The organism is Nocardia paucivorans NBRC 100373, assembly GCF_000308675.1.
Taxonomy (GTDB): domain Bacteria; phylum Actinomycetota; class Actinomycetes; order Mycobacteriales; family Mycobacteriaceae; genus Nocardia; species Nocardia paucivorans.
In genome coordinates, this window is record NZ_BAGE01000058.1 from 120,672 (window position 1) to 136,258 (window position 15,587).

A 15,587-nucleotide genomic window follows, 5' to 3' on the forward strand; every position below is an offset into this window, starting at 1 on the left:
CAGGAGCCCCCGTCCCTCGCGGACGCCGTGGTTATTGTCGTACTGTCAATATGTTCGCAACAGGATCGACGACGAACCGAGGTAAGGCGTGAGCACACCATCCACCGCCACCAAGCAGGGCCCGCTCGCGGGCATTCGGGTTATCGAACTGGCCGGGATCGGGCCGGGGCCGCACGCCGCGCTGCTGCTCGCCGACCTCGGCGCCGATGTCGTCCGCGTCCAGCGGGCCGGACAGCTTCCCGGTGGTATCGATCGGCCCCAGCTGCGCGGACGCACGATCGTCGAGGCCAATCTGAAGGACCCGGCCGATGTGGAGAAGGTACTCGGCCTGGTGGAGAAGGCCGATGTGTTCATCGAAGGCTTCCGGCCCGGCGTCACCGAACGGATGGGTCTGGGTCCCGACGCCGCATTGGAACGCAACCCGCGTCTGGTCTACGGACGGATGACCGGTTGGGGTCAGCACGGCCCGCTGGCCGATCGCGCCGGCCACGACATCAACTACATCAGCATCACCGGCGTCCTGCACGCCATCGGCCGCAAGGGCGAGCGTCCGGTGCCGCCGCTGAACATGGTCGGCGATTTCGGTGGCGGTTCGATGTTTTTGGTGTTCGGCATCCTCGCCGCCCTGGTCGAACGCCAGACCTCCGGTAAGGGCCAGGTCATCGACTCCGCCATGGTGGACGGCGCACTCGCCCTCTCGCACATGATCTGGGGTATGCGCGGTATGGGCGCCTGGTCGGAGGAACGCGGGGTGAATCTCCTCGACACCGGTATGGCCTTCTACGACACCTACGAGACCGCCGACGGCAAATACATGGCCGTCGGCGCCATCGAACCGCAGTTCTACGCCCAGCTGCTCGCCGGGCTGGAAATCGACCCCGAAGGTCTACCCCACCAGCTCGACCCGGCCGCTCAGGACAGCCTGAAGAAACTGTTCGCCGAGAAGTTCCGCAGCAAAACCCGGGACGAGTGGACCGAGATCTTCGCCGGAACCGACGCCTGTGTCAGCCCGGTGCTGACCTTCGAGGAGGCCACCCACAACGAACACATCGCTGCCCGCGGCTCGCTGCTCGAACTGGAGAACGTCACTCAGCACGCCCCGGCGCCTCGGTTCTCCCGCACCCCGAGCGGCACACCCACCCCGCCTCCGACGGAAGCGACCCCGATCGAGAACGTCTGGGCGGACTGAGCCATACCCGAACGGATATACGTCACACCGTCTGCACGACCGGGGCGGGTTTGCTGTCCAGGGCATCGATCAGTGTGCGGATATCGTTCGGATCCGAAGTCCGGACGATGGCCCCGAGACTTGCCGCCATAACAACGACAGTGGCGTCCACCATATCCGCGGTCCCGGCCTTATCGCAGTGCTCAATAGCAGGTAAGCGGCTGTAACGGCTCGGCGGCGCGCGGGCCGAGGCCGGCATAGGCGGCGGCGATGGCGGTGACCGCGCGCCGGAGATCGGCCTCGGGATGGGTGTAGGGAATGCGGAGGAACCGCTCGAAGGAACCCTGGACCCCGAAACGCGGTCCGGCCGCCAACAACACACCGTGATTGGGGGCCGTGGCGGCCAGAGAGGTGGAAACCGGGGCGGGCAATTGCACCCAGACCGACATCCCACCCTCACCGGGACAGACCCACCAGTCGGGGAGCTCGGTGGCCAGCGCGTCGAGGAGAGCGGTGCGTTGGGCACCCAACTGCTCACGACGGCGAGCGAGTATGGGTTCGGCGTTCTCGAACAGATGGGTGGCCGCCAGTTGATCCATGAGCGGGGTGCCCAGATCGACAGTGGAGCGGATACCGAGCAGCCGGGTGATCAACGAGCGCCCGGCACGTATCCAACCCACTCGCAGACCACCCCAGAACGATTTGGAGGCCGAACCGATGGTGATCACCTCATTGCCCTGGGCGAAGGACGCCACGGGGGGCGGCGGGGGCGCGTCGGTGAGACTCAGATCCGCCATGGATTCGTCGACGATGAGCGTCATGCGGGTCTCGCGGGCGATGGCGACCAGTTCGGTGCGGTCGGCGGCCCCCATGAGCAGACCGGTGGGGTTGTTGTGGTCGGGTATCAGATAGGCCAGGGTGGCCGCCGTCTGCCGGGCGGCGCTTCGAATACCGTCGAGATCCCAACCGGCGTCGGGATACTCCGGACGCAACGGCACCGGAATCGGGCGGGCCCCCACATCCCGGATGGCCTCGATGGCATTGGGGTAGGTGGGGTGATCGATCAGCACCCGGGACATCGGAGGGGCCAGGGCATTGAGCAGCAGGCGCAGACCGTGCTGGGCACCGAGAGTCACCACGATCTGGTCCGGGTCGGTGGGTAGTCCGCGACGGGTGTAGCGGCGGGCGAGCGCCTCCCGTAGGGCGAGCACACCGACCGGATCCATACCGTGACTGCCCAGATAGGAACGAAGTCCTTGCAACGCATACGAATACGCGTCCGACATCTCCGGCGGGGCGGTCATGGCGGCATAGGTGAGGTCCACAGCCGGCTGCTCCGGTTCGCCTATGCCGACCAGGAGACTGCGGGTGGCCTTGCGGCCGTCGTGCTGCACCGCCGGAGGCAGAGCGACCGTACTGCGCGAGCCCTGACGGGTGATGAGATAGCCGTGCTCCCGCAGTAGCGCGTAACCGGCCGTCACGGTCGTACGGCTCACGCCGAGAACGCCCGCCAGCTCGCGTTCGCTCGGCAGCGCCACTCCCAGGGGCGCGCGACCGTCGTGGATCAGTAGCCGGATACCTTCGGCCAAGGCCAGATAGGCGGGGCGTCCGGCCTTACGGCCGACGCCGTTGGCCGAGGGTTCGTCGAGATTCCGCCAGTGGCCCAGATCGCGGGCCAGTCCGGTTGCGCTGATCGCTCGCAATGCCATCGGTCCAGTATTGGGCCAGTGGCTATTCAAAAACAAGTCCAGTTGTCGCATGCTGAGGATATGACTTTCCTCGTGACCCTGGTGGCATTGGCCGTATTCACCACTTTCGCCTATTACTACCTGCGGGAATCGCGGATCCCCGAACTCATCGAGCGTTACCGGCCCCGGGAACCGATTGAGGCGGCAGCCGAGTCGTACTACGACGAAATACGCCGGTACCGCGATCTGAGCGCGGCGAAGCGGTATGCCGAATCCCGGCGCTACGACACATCCGCAGCGCCCGCAGTCGAAGAACCCTCCCAACAGGCGAGCTGATACCAGTCCAATTTCTACAACTGGACCGGTATCGAATTCACCCGGTCACTCCAATGGGTGTTTCCGATAGAAGTCACACGCCTCACCCGAGAGGTATCCGTCGCGGCAGGCGAAGTAGGCCTGAATACAAGAATTCGTATCGCAGCCGAGTTCGACCAGCTCGTCCCGGATACGGCGATCACGATCCTGCGGGCTCTCGGTAGGCGAGAGGGCCGCGGCGACCGTGACGGATACCGGTTCGGTTCGATCCGACCCGCCACAGCCGGCAAGTACGGCGGAAAAGGTCAGTAACGCGGCGGAAAGGGTCGTTGCCGCGGTTCGGCGGGCGGAATGGACCATGGTCACCTCCTGAACCAGGTGTTCGACGCCGGGCCGGTGTATCCGATACCCCGCCCGACGACGGTACCGCGGCCCTCGCGCCGACCACCCGCCCGGCCGCCGACCGGCTCAGGCGAGAACGTCGTGCCGAACGATGGTCTGGTCCCGACCCGGACCGACCCCGATACAGGAGATCCGAGCCCCCGAAAGCTCTTCCAGGCGACGCACGTACGCCTGCGCATTGGCCGGCAGATCCTCGAAACTGCGTGCCCCGGAAATATCCTCCCACCAGCCGGGCATCTCCTCGTAGATCGGCTTGGCGTGATGAAACTCGGTCTGGGTGGTCGGCATGTGCTCCACCCGCCGGCCGTCGATCTCGTAGGCCACGCAGATCGGTACCCGGTCCAGGCTCGACAGCACATCGAGCTTGGTGAGGAAATAATCGGTGATCCCGTTGACCCGGGTGGCGTAGCGGGCGATCACCGCGTCGAACCAGCCGCAGCGCCGGGCGCGTCCGGTGGTGACACCCACCTCCCCGCCGGCCTTGGCCAGGTAGGCGCCGTGCTCGTCGAACAGTTCGGTGGGGAACGGGCCCGAACCCACGCGGGTGGTGTAGCACTTGAGAATGCCCAGAACCGCATTGATCCGGTTGGGGCCGATACCCGCGCCGACCGCGGCCCCGCCAGAGGTCGGATTCGAGGAGGTCACATACGGGTAGGTGCCGTGGTCCACATCGAGCAAGGTGCCCTGCGAACCCTCCAGCAGCACGGTCTCCCCACGTTCCAGCGCCTCGTTCAGCTGCAACCGGGTATCTGCGATCCGATGCGCGAACTTCTCGGCCTGACCGAGGACCTCGTCGACGACCTGCTGCGGGTCCAATGCCCGCCGGTTGTAGATCTTCACCAACACCTGGTTCTTGAACTCCAGGGCGGCCTCCACCTTCTGGGTGAGGATCTTCTCGTCCAATACATCGGCCACCCGAACTCCGACCCGGGCCACCTTGTCCTGATAACAGGGTCCGATGCCGCGTCCGGTGGTGCCGATCTTCTTGTTGCCCAGGAAGCGTTCGGTGACCTTATCGATGGCCACGTGGTACGGCATGATCAGATGCGCGTCGGCCGACAACAGCAACCGCGAGGTGTCGACGCCGCGTTCGTCCAGTCCGGCCAACTCCGTGAGCAGCACACCCGGATCGACCACCACACCATTACCGATGACATTGGTGACGCCCGGGGTGAGTATGCCGGAAGGGATGAGGTGCAGCGCGAAATTCTCGCCATTGGGCAGCACCACCGTGTGGCCGGCATTGTTACCGCCCTGGTACCGCACCACCCATTGGACGCGGCCACCGAGCAGGTCGGTCGCTTTGCCCTTGCCCTCGTCGCCCCACTGGGCGCCGATGAGGACGATTGCCGGCATGGTCGTGTCTCCTACGGTTCGACGCGCAACACCTCCCGTGCTGCAGCTACCTGCCGTAACGGGGAGGAAGCCGGAAGCACAGTCTAGCCCACCCTCCGGACCGGGCCCGGTTACGGTGTTCCGGTGAGCCCACTGCGGGTGATGCCTCGGCATGCCCTTTAGACTGGAGGTCCACAGGCTAGGAGGGTATGCGGCAGGTTGAGTAACCATGTTCTCCGCTGTGCCGATGCCCCGGTACCCATCGCCCTCGCGGCACAGTCGGCCACTCAAACGGATGCGATCCCGAACACCGACCAGATCGACGAACTGCTGCCGGTGCTGTCCGCCGACAGCCTGCCCCGGTTGATCGTCCTCGGCTCCGATGCCGCGCTGGCGGCCGTGTTGACCCATCTCATGCGCACCGAACGGCTGCACGTCGAGGTCGGCTATGTACCACTGGAGAAGACCTACGCGTCGCGGGCGTATCAGCTCGCCACCGGCAATACCGCGGCCAAGCGGGCCCTACAGGGTAAAGCCGTGCAGGCGCCACTGATCCGCGACGACACCGGACGGGTACTGGTGGGCCGGGCCAAGATCACCGGTCCCGACGGCGGCCCGTTGGAAGGCGAGGCGTACGTGGACGACACACGGCTGTTCTCCGGTCGGGTTCCCGCCATGCTGGTCTCTCCGTCCCTGGAGCAACCCGGGGTGCGGGCGGCCATACCCCGGCGGTTCCGGCGGCGGCGGTGGATCGCGGGACGGGCGGCGCAGCTGGGCACCCCCGGCGCAGTGATCACCCGGGACGGAATCACCGCCGAGCGGCCGGTGCCACGGTCGAGTTTCTATCGACACCACGAGCCCTGGCTGCTGGTCCGATGAGTTTTCCGGGGGCGGCGTCACGGCGTGGGGCGGTGCGGCCGAGCCCGGTCTTCCTGCTGGTGCTCGCCGTGACGGTCGCGGGTGGGGTGGCGGCCTGGGATGCCGAAATCGATTCGATCCGGGCCAAGGCGGCGGTATTCGTCCTGGTGGTCGCCGGCTGGATCGTCACCTTGTGCCTGCACGAGTTCGCGCATGCCTATACGGCGTGGCGGGCCGGGGACCGCGAGGTGGAGTTACGCGGATATCTGACCTTGAATCCGCTGAAGTACAGCCACCCCCTGCTGTCGATCGTCCTGCCGATGGTGTTCATCGCCCTCGGCGGGATCGGGTTGCCGGGCGGCGCGGTGTACGTGCACGCACATCTGGTGCCGGCCCGAACACAGCGTCTGATCAGCGGGGCGGGTCCGGCGGTGAACGCACTGTGCGCGGTGGCGTTGCTGCTGGTGGTGCGGATGTTCGGTAGCGCCGCGGAACATCCGGTGTTCTGGTTCGGCTTGAGCTTTTTGGCATTTCTGCAGATCACCGCGACGCTGCTGAACCTGTTGCCCATTCCCGGATTGGACGGGTACGGGATCGTGGAACCATCGCTGAGCTACCCGACCCGGCGTGGGCTGGAGCAGTTCAAACCGTTCGGCATGCTGATCCTGTTCGCCCTGCTGCTCACCCCCGCGATCAACCAGGTGTTCTTCGATGCCGTCTACACGCTCTACGAGCTGTCGGGGGTACCGGCGAACTGGTCGCGCTACGGCAGTTACCTGACCCGATTCTGGGCCTGACGCCACGGCAACGGGCACCGCGCGCCCGCCCCGATGGCGCTCACTTCTGCGGGGTGACGTAAGGGGTGGGGACCGTCGGCGGCAACAGCGCGAGCGCCGAAATCCGCTGCACCCCGCAGACCTGCATGAGATCCACCAGGGTGGAACGGATCTGGGCGAACACCACATGCGCGGAAAGTCCGGCACCCTCCACCAATTCCGGTCGCGCCTGCTTCGCCACCGAACGCAACACCCGCGCGGCCTCGGCGCGGTCGGGTTGCTCACCAGGGTCGGCGAGCACCATTTTGCGAACCACCCCGACGGCGTGGGACAGCTGCTTCACCTCCTCTATCAGCCGCGGATCGAGGATTTCGTCATCACGCACCAGAGTGAGCGAACGCCGCAAAAGCACCCTGACATTGCGGACGGCATTGTCGAGCGGATCCGCGGCCGAACGCAACGTCTCGAGGCGGCCCCGGGAATTCCAGTACAGCGGGGCGATCCGGCTGATCTCCCGACCGCCATCCAGGGTTTTGCGCAAGGAGTCCAGCTGCGACTGGGTACCGCGGGCTGCGGTCAGGGCCTGGTGGATCTTGCTCGGATCCTGTTCGAGCAGGCCGTCGGCACAGTCGGAGAGCGCCGTGGACATGGTCTGGAGAATGGCGCCGGCCTGGTCACGGGCACGGCGCACGGGGTGCAGCGGGATCGCGGCAACCACAACCACCCCCACCAGTCCGCCGATGAGGGCGTCGATCATTCGGCTGAAGCTGCCACCCGTCTCCGGTGGCATGAGCGTGGCGACCAGGACGGCCGAGCCCGAGGCCTGCATAGTGATGACGCTGCCGCCGTCCAGGAACACCGCCAGCGCCGTGGCCACCGCGACGACCAGCGCGATCTGCCAGGTCCCGGTTCCGGCGTAGGTGATGAACACATCACCGATGCCGATCCCCACCGCGACACCGACCACCAACTCCACCGAGCGCCGCAACCGCGCACCGAACGAGATTCCGATCGAGACCACCGCCGCGGTGGGCGCGAAGAACGGCAACTCGTGGCCGACAACATGTCGGGCCAGGAACCAGGCCAACGCGGCGGCGATCGAACACTGCAGAATCGGCAGCGCCGACAACCGTAATCGGGTCCAGGAGCGCCGCAACCGAGTGGCACTCCAGGTCCCGGTGAAAGCTGAACGGGATTTCGGAGTGGTCAAGTGAAACGTTTATCGGGTCAGTCCAGGCCGAGCTCGCTCGCGGCTCGGGGATCGCAGTCTTCCAGCAAATCCAAGCAGCGAGCATATTCGTCGGACTCGCCGATCGCACGGGCAGCCTTGGCCAGCGCCGCCACACTGCGCAGGAAGCCCCGATTGGGTTCGTGGTTCCACGGCACCGGGCCGAACCCCTTCCACCCGTTACGCCGCAGCAGATCGAGACCACGGTGATAGCCGGTGCGGGCGAAGGCGTAGGCGGCGATGCTATCGGAATTGACCGGGTCGTCGGCCTGTTCGGCCCGGGCCAGAGCATCCTCGGCCAGTTGCGCCCAGGCGATCGAGGCCGCGGGATGGTCGGCCGCGACCCGCACCGGATCGGTGCCGTCGTGCAGTGCTTCTTCCACGTCCTGAAGTTCTGGCAGGAGTACCGGTTGAGGGCCGAGCAGGTCACCGAACGAGGTCATGCGGTTCATTGTGCACCGCCGATCCGGATGCTCGATAGGCTGGCTGTCTACGTGATCCGTGAACTGCCGAACGAGGGGTTGTGGTGTCCCACCCGAACGACGACAAGAACCCGAAGCGTGCCTCGACCGATCGAGAACCGTCCACGCCCGACGACCAGCGCAGGGTCCCGTCCACCGAGCAGGAATCGGCCATCGACACCCCCGAATCCGCTGCCGAGAAGCCGGATACGGACACATCCCCTTCGGATCGCGTGAGTGGAAGAACCGAGGGCGAGACCCCCGTTCCGCCCACGGCCGGCACGGCGAACGACGACACCGCATCCGCACCGACTCCGGAACCGAAGTCGAGCGATGACGTCGATACGGAACCCAGCGCGGGCTCCGACGAAAGTCACGACGCCGCGGACGGGCACGCGGGCGAGACAGGGCCCGGGACCGAGACCGGGTCCGAAACCTCGACCGAAACCGAGGCCGAGCGGGAGGGCAGGTCCGCGACCGAGACCGGGTCCGTCGCCCCCGGCGTGGGAGACGATACGGAGGCCAGGGAGCAGGGCGGTGATGTGGGTGTTGTGCAGGACGCCGAGACCGGCTCCCGCACCGGAAAGTCGGCCCCGGAGTCCGAGGAACGTCCCGCGTCGGGGGACAGTGCCGATAGCGACGGTCCCGACAGCAGTGCCTCCCCCGCCGCCGAGAAGAGCGACTCCGACGATCCCGTTACCGACGGGGAGCCGAAGGCCGAGCCCGGGCCTGTGACGGACACCTCCGATACCGAGACCGCCGGCGAGAACGGTATCGAGACCTCGGACGCGGAGAAGAAGCCCGATACCGCGGAGAGGGGGTCCACCGGCGGGAACGAACAGGACGGCACCGCCGCCACCCCGACGGCCGAGGAGACCACCGAGCCCACCGAGGACGCCACAACCACCAAGGCCACCGAGGACGGCCCGGATGTGGAAACCGCGCCGAGCTCCGATACGCCGGAGAACGAGGACGCGGCCGAGGCATCGGAGTCGACGAGAGCGATATCCGCCCCCGTCGAGTCGGGGACGCAAACCGCTGTCGCGGCCGAACCGGAGAAGACATCCGCCACGGCCGGACCGGACGAAAAGACCCCCGCCGCACCGCCCGCCCAGGTGGCCGACGAAACACCCACCGAACGCGTCGACCTGGCCGAGGTCGCGAAAGCCGGTAATCGGCGCGCCGGCGATCAGGGCACGGCCGCCGACAAGGCTCGCTCCTCCGGTACCGCGCCCGATCCCGTCCATCCCGCTGCCACCGGACCGGATGCGAAGACCGAACGTATCTCTCTCGCGCAGGGGCCGGGCGGCGTCGCACCGGGCCGGAGTCCGGAGAACTCGCCCACCGAACGCATCAATATGGCCGATCTGAAGAAGACCGCGCCGAAACCGGGCCGGCAGCAACCGGCGGGAGCCCCCCGCCCGGCCGATACGTCCGGCCGAGGAGATGCCGGGCCGGATGCGAAAACGGTGAAGATCCCCGCCCCGCAGCCCTCGGATGACCAGCCGACCACGGCCCTGCCCACGCAGAAACCCGAGAACTCACCCACCGAACGCATCAACTTGGCCGATTTGAAGAAGTCCGCGCCACCCGCTGCGAAGGCTCCGGACGGCACCGACCGGGTGGATGCGAGCACGCGCCGGCCATTGGCCAAACCACCGAGCACCCCCCGTTCGGCGACGGGACCGAAGCAGCCCGGCGCTCAGGGGCCGGATCAGCGAGGGCCGCGTCCGGGTGGCGGACAGCCACCGGCGCGTCAGCCTGCTCCCCCGCGGCCCGTGGGTGGGGCGCCCTCGCCCGCCGATACGAAACGAACCGTCGCCGATCGGCGGGTCGAGGCGCCGGGACTCGCCGCGCCGCAGCGCGTGGAACCCGCCACGACGCCGGCGGCTCCGGGACAGCCCAAGAGGTGGCTGATCGCGGTGGGTGTGGCCGCGGCGCTGGTCCTCGTCCTGATCGTGGTGGCCGTCCTGGTGGGGTCCGGGGACAATTCGCCACAGGCGCAGATCAGGGCGGCGATCGGTGACTACACCCGCGCGTTGACCAATGGTGATCTGGCGGCATTGCAAACGAGCACCTGCGGTGCGCTGCACGAGTACTACCAGGGCATGTCGGAAGAACAGTTCGAGGGTGTGCACCGGCAGGCCAAGGACGAGGGTTCCCTTCCGGTGGTGACCGGTGTCGACGCCATTCAGATCACCGGGGACACGGCTTTGGCCCAGGCCACCGTGAAAGGTGAGAACGGTCAGGAGGACTCGGCGCGGACCTTCGATCTGCAGCGGACCGAGGACGGCTGGAAGGTGTGCGAACCGGCCGGCGCCACCCGGTAACGAGCGGTGCCTCTCGTTCCGGTTCGATCAGGGTGACGCCACTCACCTGGTCACCGGTCCGAGAGGCCAGTACGATTGCGGCTGATCATGGGCTCCGAACAAGCATCTCCATCGTCGACCGACAAGACAGTGGCGCGGTCGGCGACGCTGCCCGGGCGCCGCTTCCGGGTTCGTGACCATTACGAGGTCGGCCGCGAGAAAATCCGCGAATTCGCTCGGGCGGTGCGCAACGACCACCCCGCGCACCGCTACGAGGATGCCGCCCAGCGGCTCGGCCATCCGTCCCTCATCGCCCCGCCGACCTTCGCGGCGGTGATCGGAATGACCGGTACCCGGTCACTGCTGGACACCGTACTCACCGAGTACGACCTGGCCCAGATGGTGCAGACCGATCAGGTTTTCCATGTGCATCGGCCGATCGTGGCGGGCGATGCGATAGTCAGCGAGATCTCGATCGAGTCCATCCGCCAATTCGGCGAGGGTGATTTCATCCACGCCCCGTTCGTCCTGCGCAATCAGCGCGACGAAGTGACCGTGGCCGGTTCGACAACCCTGGTGGCCCGGCGAAACGCACGGGTCGATCCGGAGCTGGCGGCCGCCATCGAAAATGTTTCGATGCCGGGCCGTCCCATCGAAGAACGGGTGCGGCTCGACGAGGTCGCCCTCTTGGAGGAACTGGAGCCGCTACCGGCCGGCACACCGCTGCCGGTGCCACCACGTCTGCCCGTGCGGACCATTCCCGTATTCGACTCCCTGGCGGTCGGTGACCGGCTCCCGGTGCGCACGGTGCGCTTGACCCGCGGAGATCTGGTGAACTACGCGGGCGTTTCCGGCGATACCAATCCGATCCATTTCAGCGATCACGTGGCGCGGCCGGCCGGCCTGCCGGGAGTGGTCGCGCACGGGCTGCTGACCATGGGGTTGGCCGCCGGCACGCTGACCGACTGGTTGGGCGATCCCACCGCAATCGAGAAGTTCAGCGTGCGCTTCGCGGGCTTCGTTCCCGTCCCGGCCAACGAGGCGGGCATCATCGAATTGTCCGGACGAATCAAATCGCTCGATCCCGAGCACCGAATGGCGACGATCCTGCTGGACGGCAGGTCCGCCGGTCGCAAATTGTTCGGTCGGGCCATCGCCGAGGTGCGACTGAGCTGAATCCCGCGATACCGCCCGACCGTATCGGTCCGATTCGTCAGAGCAGTTCGGCGCGCATCAGATAGACGTTGTAGTCACTCCAGGTACTGATCGTGAAGTAGAGCTCCCGGTCCGAGGACCACGGGTGGATGAAACCGCCGTACAGTTCCGGGTAGTCGAGCACACTCACCGTCGGTGTACCCGGGGACCACACTCCCTGCGGAGTGTCGGACTCGCGGAGCACGATCGCGGCCTTGGCGGTGTCGAGATAGCTCATCTGCCACACTCCACGACTCGCGTCGTAACGAACCGAGAGTTCACCGGCGGGCCCGTCGACGATCGGTGTCGCGGCGGCGGCTCCCCCGACCGGGGTCCACATGCCGTCGCGCCAATACTGGTAGGCCCTGGGATCGAGAATCTCGTCCTTGGCCACCCGGGCCAGGGCGACCGAACCCAGCCGGGTATTGGGGGTTCCGAACAGGTACACGTGGTCACCGTGCGGCACCATGGCGCCGACCTGGAAATTCGCCAGGCCGAAGATATTGTCCCAGCGGGCGTACGGGTCCTTGACCCAGGTCTGCCCACCGTCGTCGGAATAGGCGATACCACCGTAATTGGTGTAGAAAGTGCCGGGGATGCTCTGCCAGGTGCGGATCGACATATAGCTCAGATACTGCCGCCCGTCGAGCGCGAAACCCGAGGTGGGGATGGTGGTGATCTCGATATTGTCGAGTTTGCGGCTACGTAGTATCTCGGCGGCGTGACAGGGGCCGTCGGTGACCATCCGGTCGTAGTTCATCCCGTCGGCGAGTTCCCGATCGGTGCTGAAAGCGAGCACATTGCTGCGCCAATCCCCACCCATACCGCCCGGCGGATGAAAACCGCGACCGACGGTATCGCCGAATGCGATCGCGATCTCACCCGGCGCGCTCTCCCACATGATGCCCAGGTCGGTGCCGTACACCTGCCAGCGTTTATCGGTTCGGTTCACCGAATGCGCCCCCGTCTGTTTGGCGACCTCCCGCACCGCGCCGATCCGGGGTGCGGGACGCGGCGCGGCCGGGGGCGCCGCTTCGACATCAGGTGCGACCCGCGGCGGCAGAGGCGGCATCGGGTCGGGATTCGGCCCCGGCAGTGCAAAATAGAAAGGCTTGGGGTTCAATACGATTTCGGGCAGACCGAGACGATTGGCCAGGCTCGGCGCGGGCGGCGCCTCGGTGGTGAGCTCCGGGCAGGGGTCGACACACGGATCCGCCGGCAGAGTCATCGTCGTGCGCACCGGTTTCGGTTCGGGTGGTTCCGGTGGGGCAATCGTGACAACGGGATACGGGATCGGCACCTCGAGTGTTTTCGGAATCAACGACTCGTGCGTGGGTTTCGGGTCGGTCGGGCACGGCCCGATGCCCACGGTCCCGGCCGGCGGCGGAACCGCATCGGCCCGCACCGGTACCACTTGATGAATGCCACCGGCCCCCAACACCACCGCGCCCAGCGCGGCCACCACCCGCCTCACCGTCATTGTGCCCCTCGGTATTTCGTAATACCCGGTACAGCCCTGCACGGCGCAGGTTCACGCCGAGGACAAACCCTACCCGAACGCCCCCACCGCGCCGGGGTTTTCCCGCCGTACGCGCGGCGCGATATCAGTGCGCGGCTCGGAACTCGAGTATCGTCGCGCCGATCCGGATCGAATCACCATCGACGAGAACGGCGGGTTCGTCGATGGGCCGCTCGTTGACATAGACGCCGTTGGCCGAATGCAGATCCTTGATCATCAGGCCGACCCGGCCGGGAACGATCTGCGCGTGATAGCGACTGACCTTGGGGTCCTCGAGCACCAGATCGTTATCGGTCATCCGGCCGATCCGGATACCGGTGGGCGCGACCACGACCACCCGGCCGTCCGGTAGCAGCAATCGCCCACTGCGGACCACCCGTGGTTCCTCGGTGACGGTCTCGTCCATTGCCGCGGCGGTGCGCCCGATGCGCCGCAATTCGCCGGTGTCGAGCGGTTCCTGCCGCAGCACCCGCTGTTCCAACTCGATGAGGTCGGGGCCCGGATCGATACCGAGTTGATCGGCCAGGACCGTACGCACCCGGCGGCAGGCGTCGAGGGCGTCGGCCTGCCGCCCGGACAAGTACAGCGCGGTGATGAGCTGCCCCCACAGCGGTTCCCGCAAGGGGTGCTCGGTGGTCATCGCGACCAGTTCGCCGATTACCGAAGCCGGCCGACCACAGGCGATTTCGGCATCGATCCGGGCAGACGCGGCGAGCAACCGCTCCTCGTCCATGGCGGTGGCGAAAGCATCCGCGAAGCCGAACCCGGCCAGATCGGCCAGGGCTCGACCATCCCATTCGCGTAACGCGACGGCGAACAGCTGCGCGGCGTAGACGTGATCACCCGCCTCGGCCGCCCGGATACCCGCATCCCGGGCGGCGCGGAACCGGCCCAGGTCGCAGGCATCGTCGTCGATCTCCAGCCGGTAGCCCGACGACTCGGTGCGCAGTACCGCCGCCGCGTCCACACCCGCATTGCGCAGCGCCTTGCGGATATTCGAGACGAACACCTGCAGACTGGCGGCATAGGAATCGGGCGGGTCCTCGTTCCAGACCATATCGGCCAGCGCAACCGAAGACACGGCGCGCCGCCGGTTCACCGCCAATGCCGCTATCAGGGCCCGTGGCTTCGGTCCGCCGATCGCGATCGGCAGACCGTCGACGAACAGCCGAACGGGCCCGAGCACCCGCACCTCGAGACGCATTCAGGTACCGCGGAGAGAACTTATCGATCAGGCGCTGATCGAACGCCCCGCCGATTTCAGGTCGTTGCACGCCTGCACGACCCGCTCGGCCATCGACAACTCGGCCTTCTTCAGGTAGCTGCGCGGGTCGTAGGTCTTCTTGTTGCCGACCTCACCGTCCACCTTCAACACACCGTCGTAATTGGTGAACATGTGGGCGGCGACCGGGCGGGTGAACGCGTACTGGGTGTCGGTGTCGACGTTCATCTTCACCACGCCGTAGCGCACCGCATCATCGATCTCCGACTTCAGCGAGCCCGAACCGCCGTGGAAGACGAAATCGAACGGTTTGGCGTCGTCGGACAAACCGAGCTTGGCAGCGGCCACCCGCTGGCCCTCGGCCAGCACCTCGGGGCGCAGCACCACATTGCCGGGCTTGTACACACCGTGCACATTGCCGAAGGTGGCAGCGAGCAGGTACTTGCCGTTCTCGCCGGTGCCGAGCGCGTCGACGGTCTTCTCGAAGTCCTGCGGCGAGGTGTAGAGCTTCTCGTTGATCTCCGCCTCGACACCGTCCTCCTCACCGCCGACGACGCCGATCTCGACCTCGAGGATGATGTCGGCCGACTTGGCCAGCTTCAGCAGTTCCTGGGCGATCTGCAGGTTCTCGTCGATCGGGATGGCCGAACCGTCCCACATATGCGACTGGAACAGCGGGTTCTTACCGGCGTTGACCCGCTCCTGGGAGATCGCCAGCAGTGGACGCACGAAACCGTCCAGCTTGTCCTTGGGGCAGTGGTCGGTGTGCAGGGCGATGGTGACGTCGTATTTGGCGGCCACCACGTGCGCGAACTCCGCCAGCGCCACCGCGCCGGTCACCATGTCCTTGACACCCTGACCGGAACCGAATTCCGCGCCACCGGTCGAGAACTGGATGATGCCATCGCTGCCCGCGTCGGCGAAGCCTTTGATTGCCGCGTTGATCGTCTCCGACGAGGTGCAGTTGATGGCCGGGTAGGCGAAGGAGTTCGCCTTGGCCCGCCCGAGCATCTCGGCGTAGACCTCCGGAGTCGCGATCGGCACTGTGAAGACCTCCGTGTAGTGCTGCAGTGTTGTCCGTGCGGTCGAGCGACGCCACTGGTCACAATGCG

14 protein-coding genes are annotated in these 15,587 nt (G+C 66.6%); 6 read left to right on the forward strand and 8 right to left on the reverse strand.

Translation table 11 applies throughout. The features are described 5' to 3' along the window. The first annotated feature begins 88 nt into the window (after positions 1-88). A complete protein-coding gene (locus tag ON32_RS22150) occupies positions 89-1,189 on the forward strand; it encodes a CaiB/BaiF CoA transferase family protein (protein ID WP_040792900.1) in 1,101 nt (366 codons plus the stop codon). Between the two features lie 182 nt (positions 1,190-1,371). Here the strand turns inward: ON32_RS22150 and yczR are convergent, their stop codons facing one another. Next, the gene (yczR, locus tag ON32_RS22155; RefSeq protein ID WP_040792901.1) at positions 1,372-2,877 is read right to left on the reverse strand and encodes a MocR-like transcription factor YczR; all 1,506 of its coding nucleotides are present in this window, start codon (positions 2,875-2,877) and stop codon (positions 1,372-1,374) included. 60 nt (positions 2,878-2,937) lie between these two features. Between yczR and ON32_RS22160 the strand changes: the two genes are divergently transcribed. Beyond that, positions 2,938-3,192 carry a hypothetical protein gene (locus ON32_RS22160; RefSeq protein WP_040792902.1) on the forward strand — a complete coding sequence of 85 codons (255 nt, stop codon included), beginning with the start codon at positions 2,938-2,940 and terminating at the stop codon, positions 3,190-3,192. A gap of 45 nt (positions 3,193-3,237) precedes the next feature. On the opposite strand, the gene ON32_RS22165 is transcribed toward ON32_RS22160, so the two are convergent. After that, on the reverse strand, positions 3,238-3,531 hold the full coding sequence (locus tag ON32_RS22165) for a hypothetical protein (RefSeq protein ID WP_157224290.1): 294 nt from the start codon (positions 3,529-3,531) through the stop codon (positions 3,238-3,240). A gap of 108 nt (positions 3,532-3,639) precedes the next feature. Then, the gene (locus tag ON32_RS22170) at positions 3,640-4,929 is read right to left on the reverse strand and encodes an adenylosuccinate synthase (RefSeq protein WP_040792904.1); all 1,290 of its coding nucleotides are present in this window, start codon (positions 4,927-4,929) and stop codon (positions 3,640-3,642) included. 198 nt (positions 4,930-5,127) lie between these two features. Between ON32_RS22170 and ON32_RS22175 the strand changes: the two genes are divergently transcribed. Together ON32_RS22175 and ON32_RS22180 are read left to right on the forward strand one after the other, a co-directional pair. Next, on the forward strand, positions 5,128-5,787 hold the full coding sequence (locus tag ON32_RS22175; protein ID WP_040792905.1) for a hypothetical protein: 660 nt from the start codon (positions 5,128-5,130) through the stop codon (positions 5,785-5,787). Continuing rightward, positions 5,784-6,563: a site-2 protease family protein gene (locus ON32_RS22180; protein ID WP_040792906.1), complete on the forward strand. Its 780-nt coding sequence runs from the start codon at positions 5,784-5,786 to the stop codon at positions 6,561-6,563. The genes ON32_RS22175 and ON32_RS22180 overlap by 4 nt, the downstream gene beginning before the upstream one ends. 40 nt (positions 6,564-6,603) lie before the next feature. On the opposite strand, the gene ON32_RS22185 is transcribed toward ON32_RS22180, so the two are convergent. Together ON32_RS22185 and ON32_RS22190 are read right to left on the reverse strand one after the other, a co-directional pair. Next, complete coding sequence (locus tag ON32_RS22185) at positions 6,604-7,752, reverse strand: FUSC family protein (RefSeq protein WP_174361662.1); 1,149 nt, start codon at positions 7,750-7,752, stop codon at positions 6,604-6,606. A gap of 17 nt (positions 7,753-7,769) precedes the next feature. Continuing rightward, the gene (locus ON32_RS22190; RefSeq protein ID WP_040792976.1) at positions 7,770-8,213 is read right to left on the reverse strand and encodes a DUF3151 domain-containing protein; all 444 of its coding nucleotides are present in this window, start codon (positions 8,211-8,213) and stop codon (positions 7,770-7,772) included. Positions 8,214-8,296: 83 nt separating this feature from the next. Between ON32_RS22190 and ON32_RS30300 the strand changes: the two genes are divergently transcribed. Both ON32_RS30300 and ON32_RS22200 read left to right on the forward strand, forming a co-directional pair. Beyond that, positions 8,297-10,561, forward strand: a complete 2,265-nt coding sequence (locus ON32_RS30300) for an Rv0361 family membrane protein (RefSeq protein ID WP_245551231.1) — start codon at positions 8,297-8,299, stop codon at positions 10,559-10,561. 87 nt (positions 10,562-10,648) lie between these two features. Beyond that, positions 10,649-11,716: a fused (3R)-hydroxyacyl-ACP dehydratase subunits HadA/HadB gene (locus ON32_RS22200; RefSeq protein ID WP_040792978.1), complete on the forward strand. Its 1,068-nt coding sequence runs from the start codon at positions 10,649-10,651 to the stop codon at positions 11,714-11,716. 37 nt (positions 11,717-11,753) lie between these two features. Here the strand turns inward: ON32_RS22200 and ON32_RS22205 are convergent, their stop codons facing one another. From ON32_RS22205 to fbaA, 3 genes are all read right to left on the reverse strand, one after another. Then, positions 11,754-13,214: a glycoside hydrolase family 183 protein gene (locus ON32_RS22205; RefSeq protein ID WP_040792908.1), complete on the reverse strand. Its 1,461-nt coding sequence runs from the start codon at positions 13,212-13,214 to the stop codon at positions 11,754-11,756. A gap of 124 nt (positions 13,215-13,338) precedes the next feature. Beyond that, on the reverse strand, positions 13,339-14,457 hold the full coding sequence (locus ON32_RS22210; RefSeq protein WP_040792909.1) for a BTAD domain-containing putative transcriptional regulator: 1,119 nt from the start codon (positions 14,455-14,457) through the stop codon (positions 13,339-13,341). A gap of 27 nt (positions 14,458-14,484) precedes the next feature. Continuing rightward, on the reverse strand, positions 14,485-15,546 hold the full coding sequence (gene fbaA / locus ON32_RS22215) for a class II fructose-bisphosphate aldolase (protein ID WP_281032247.1): 1,062 nt from the start codon (positions 15,544-15,546) through the stop codon (positions 14,485-14,487). Positions 15,547-15,587: the final 41 nt, after the last annotated feature.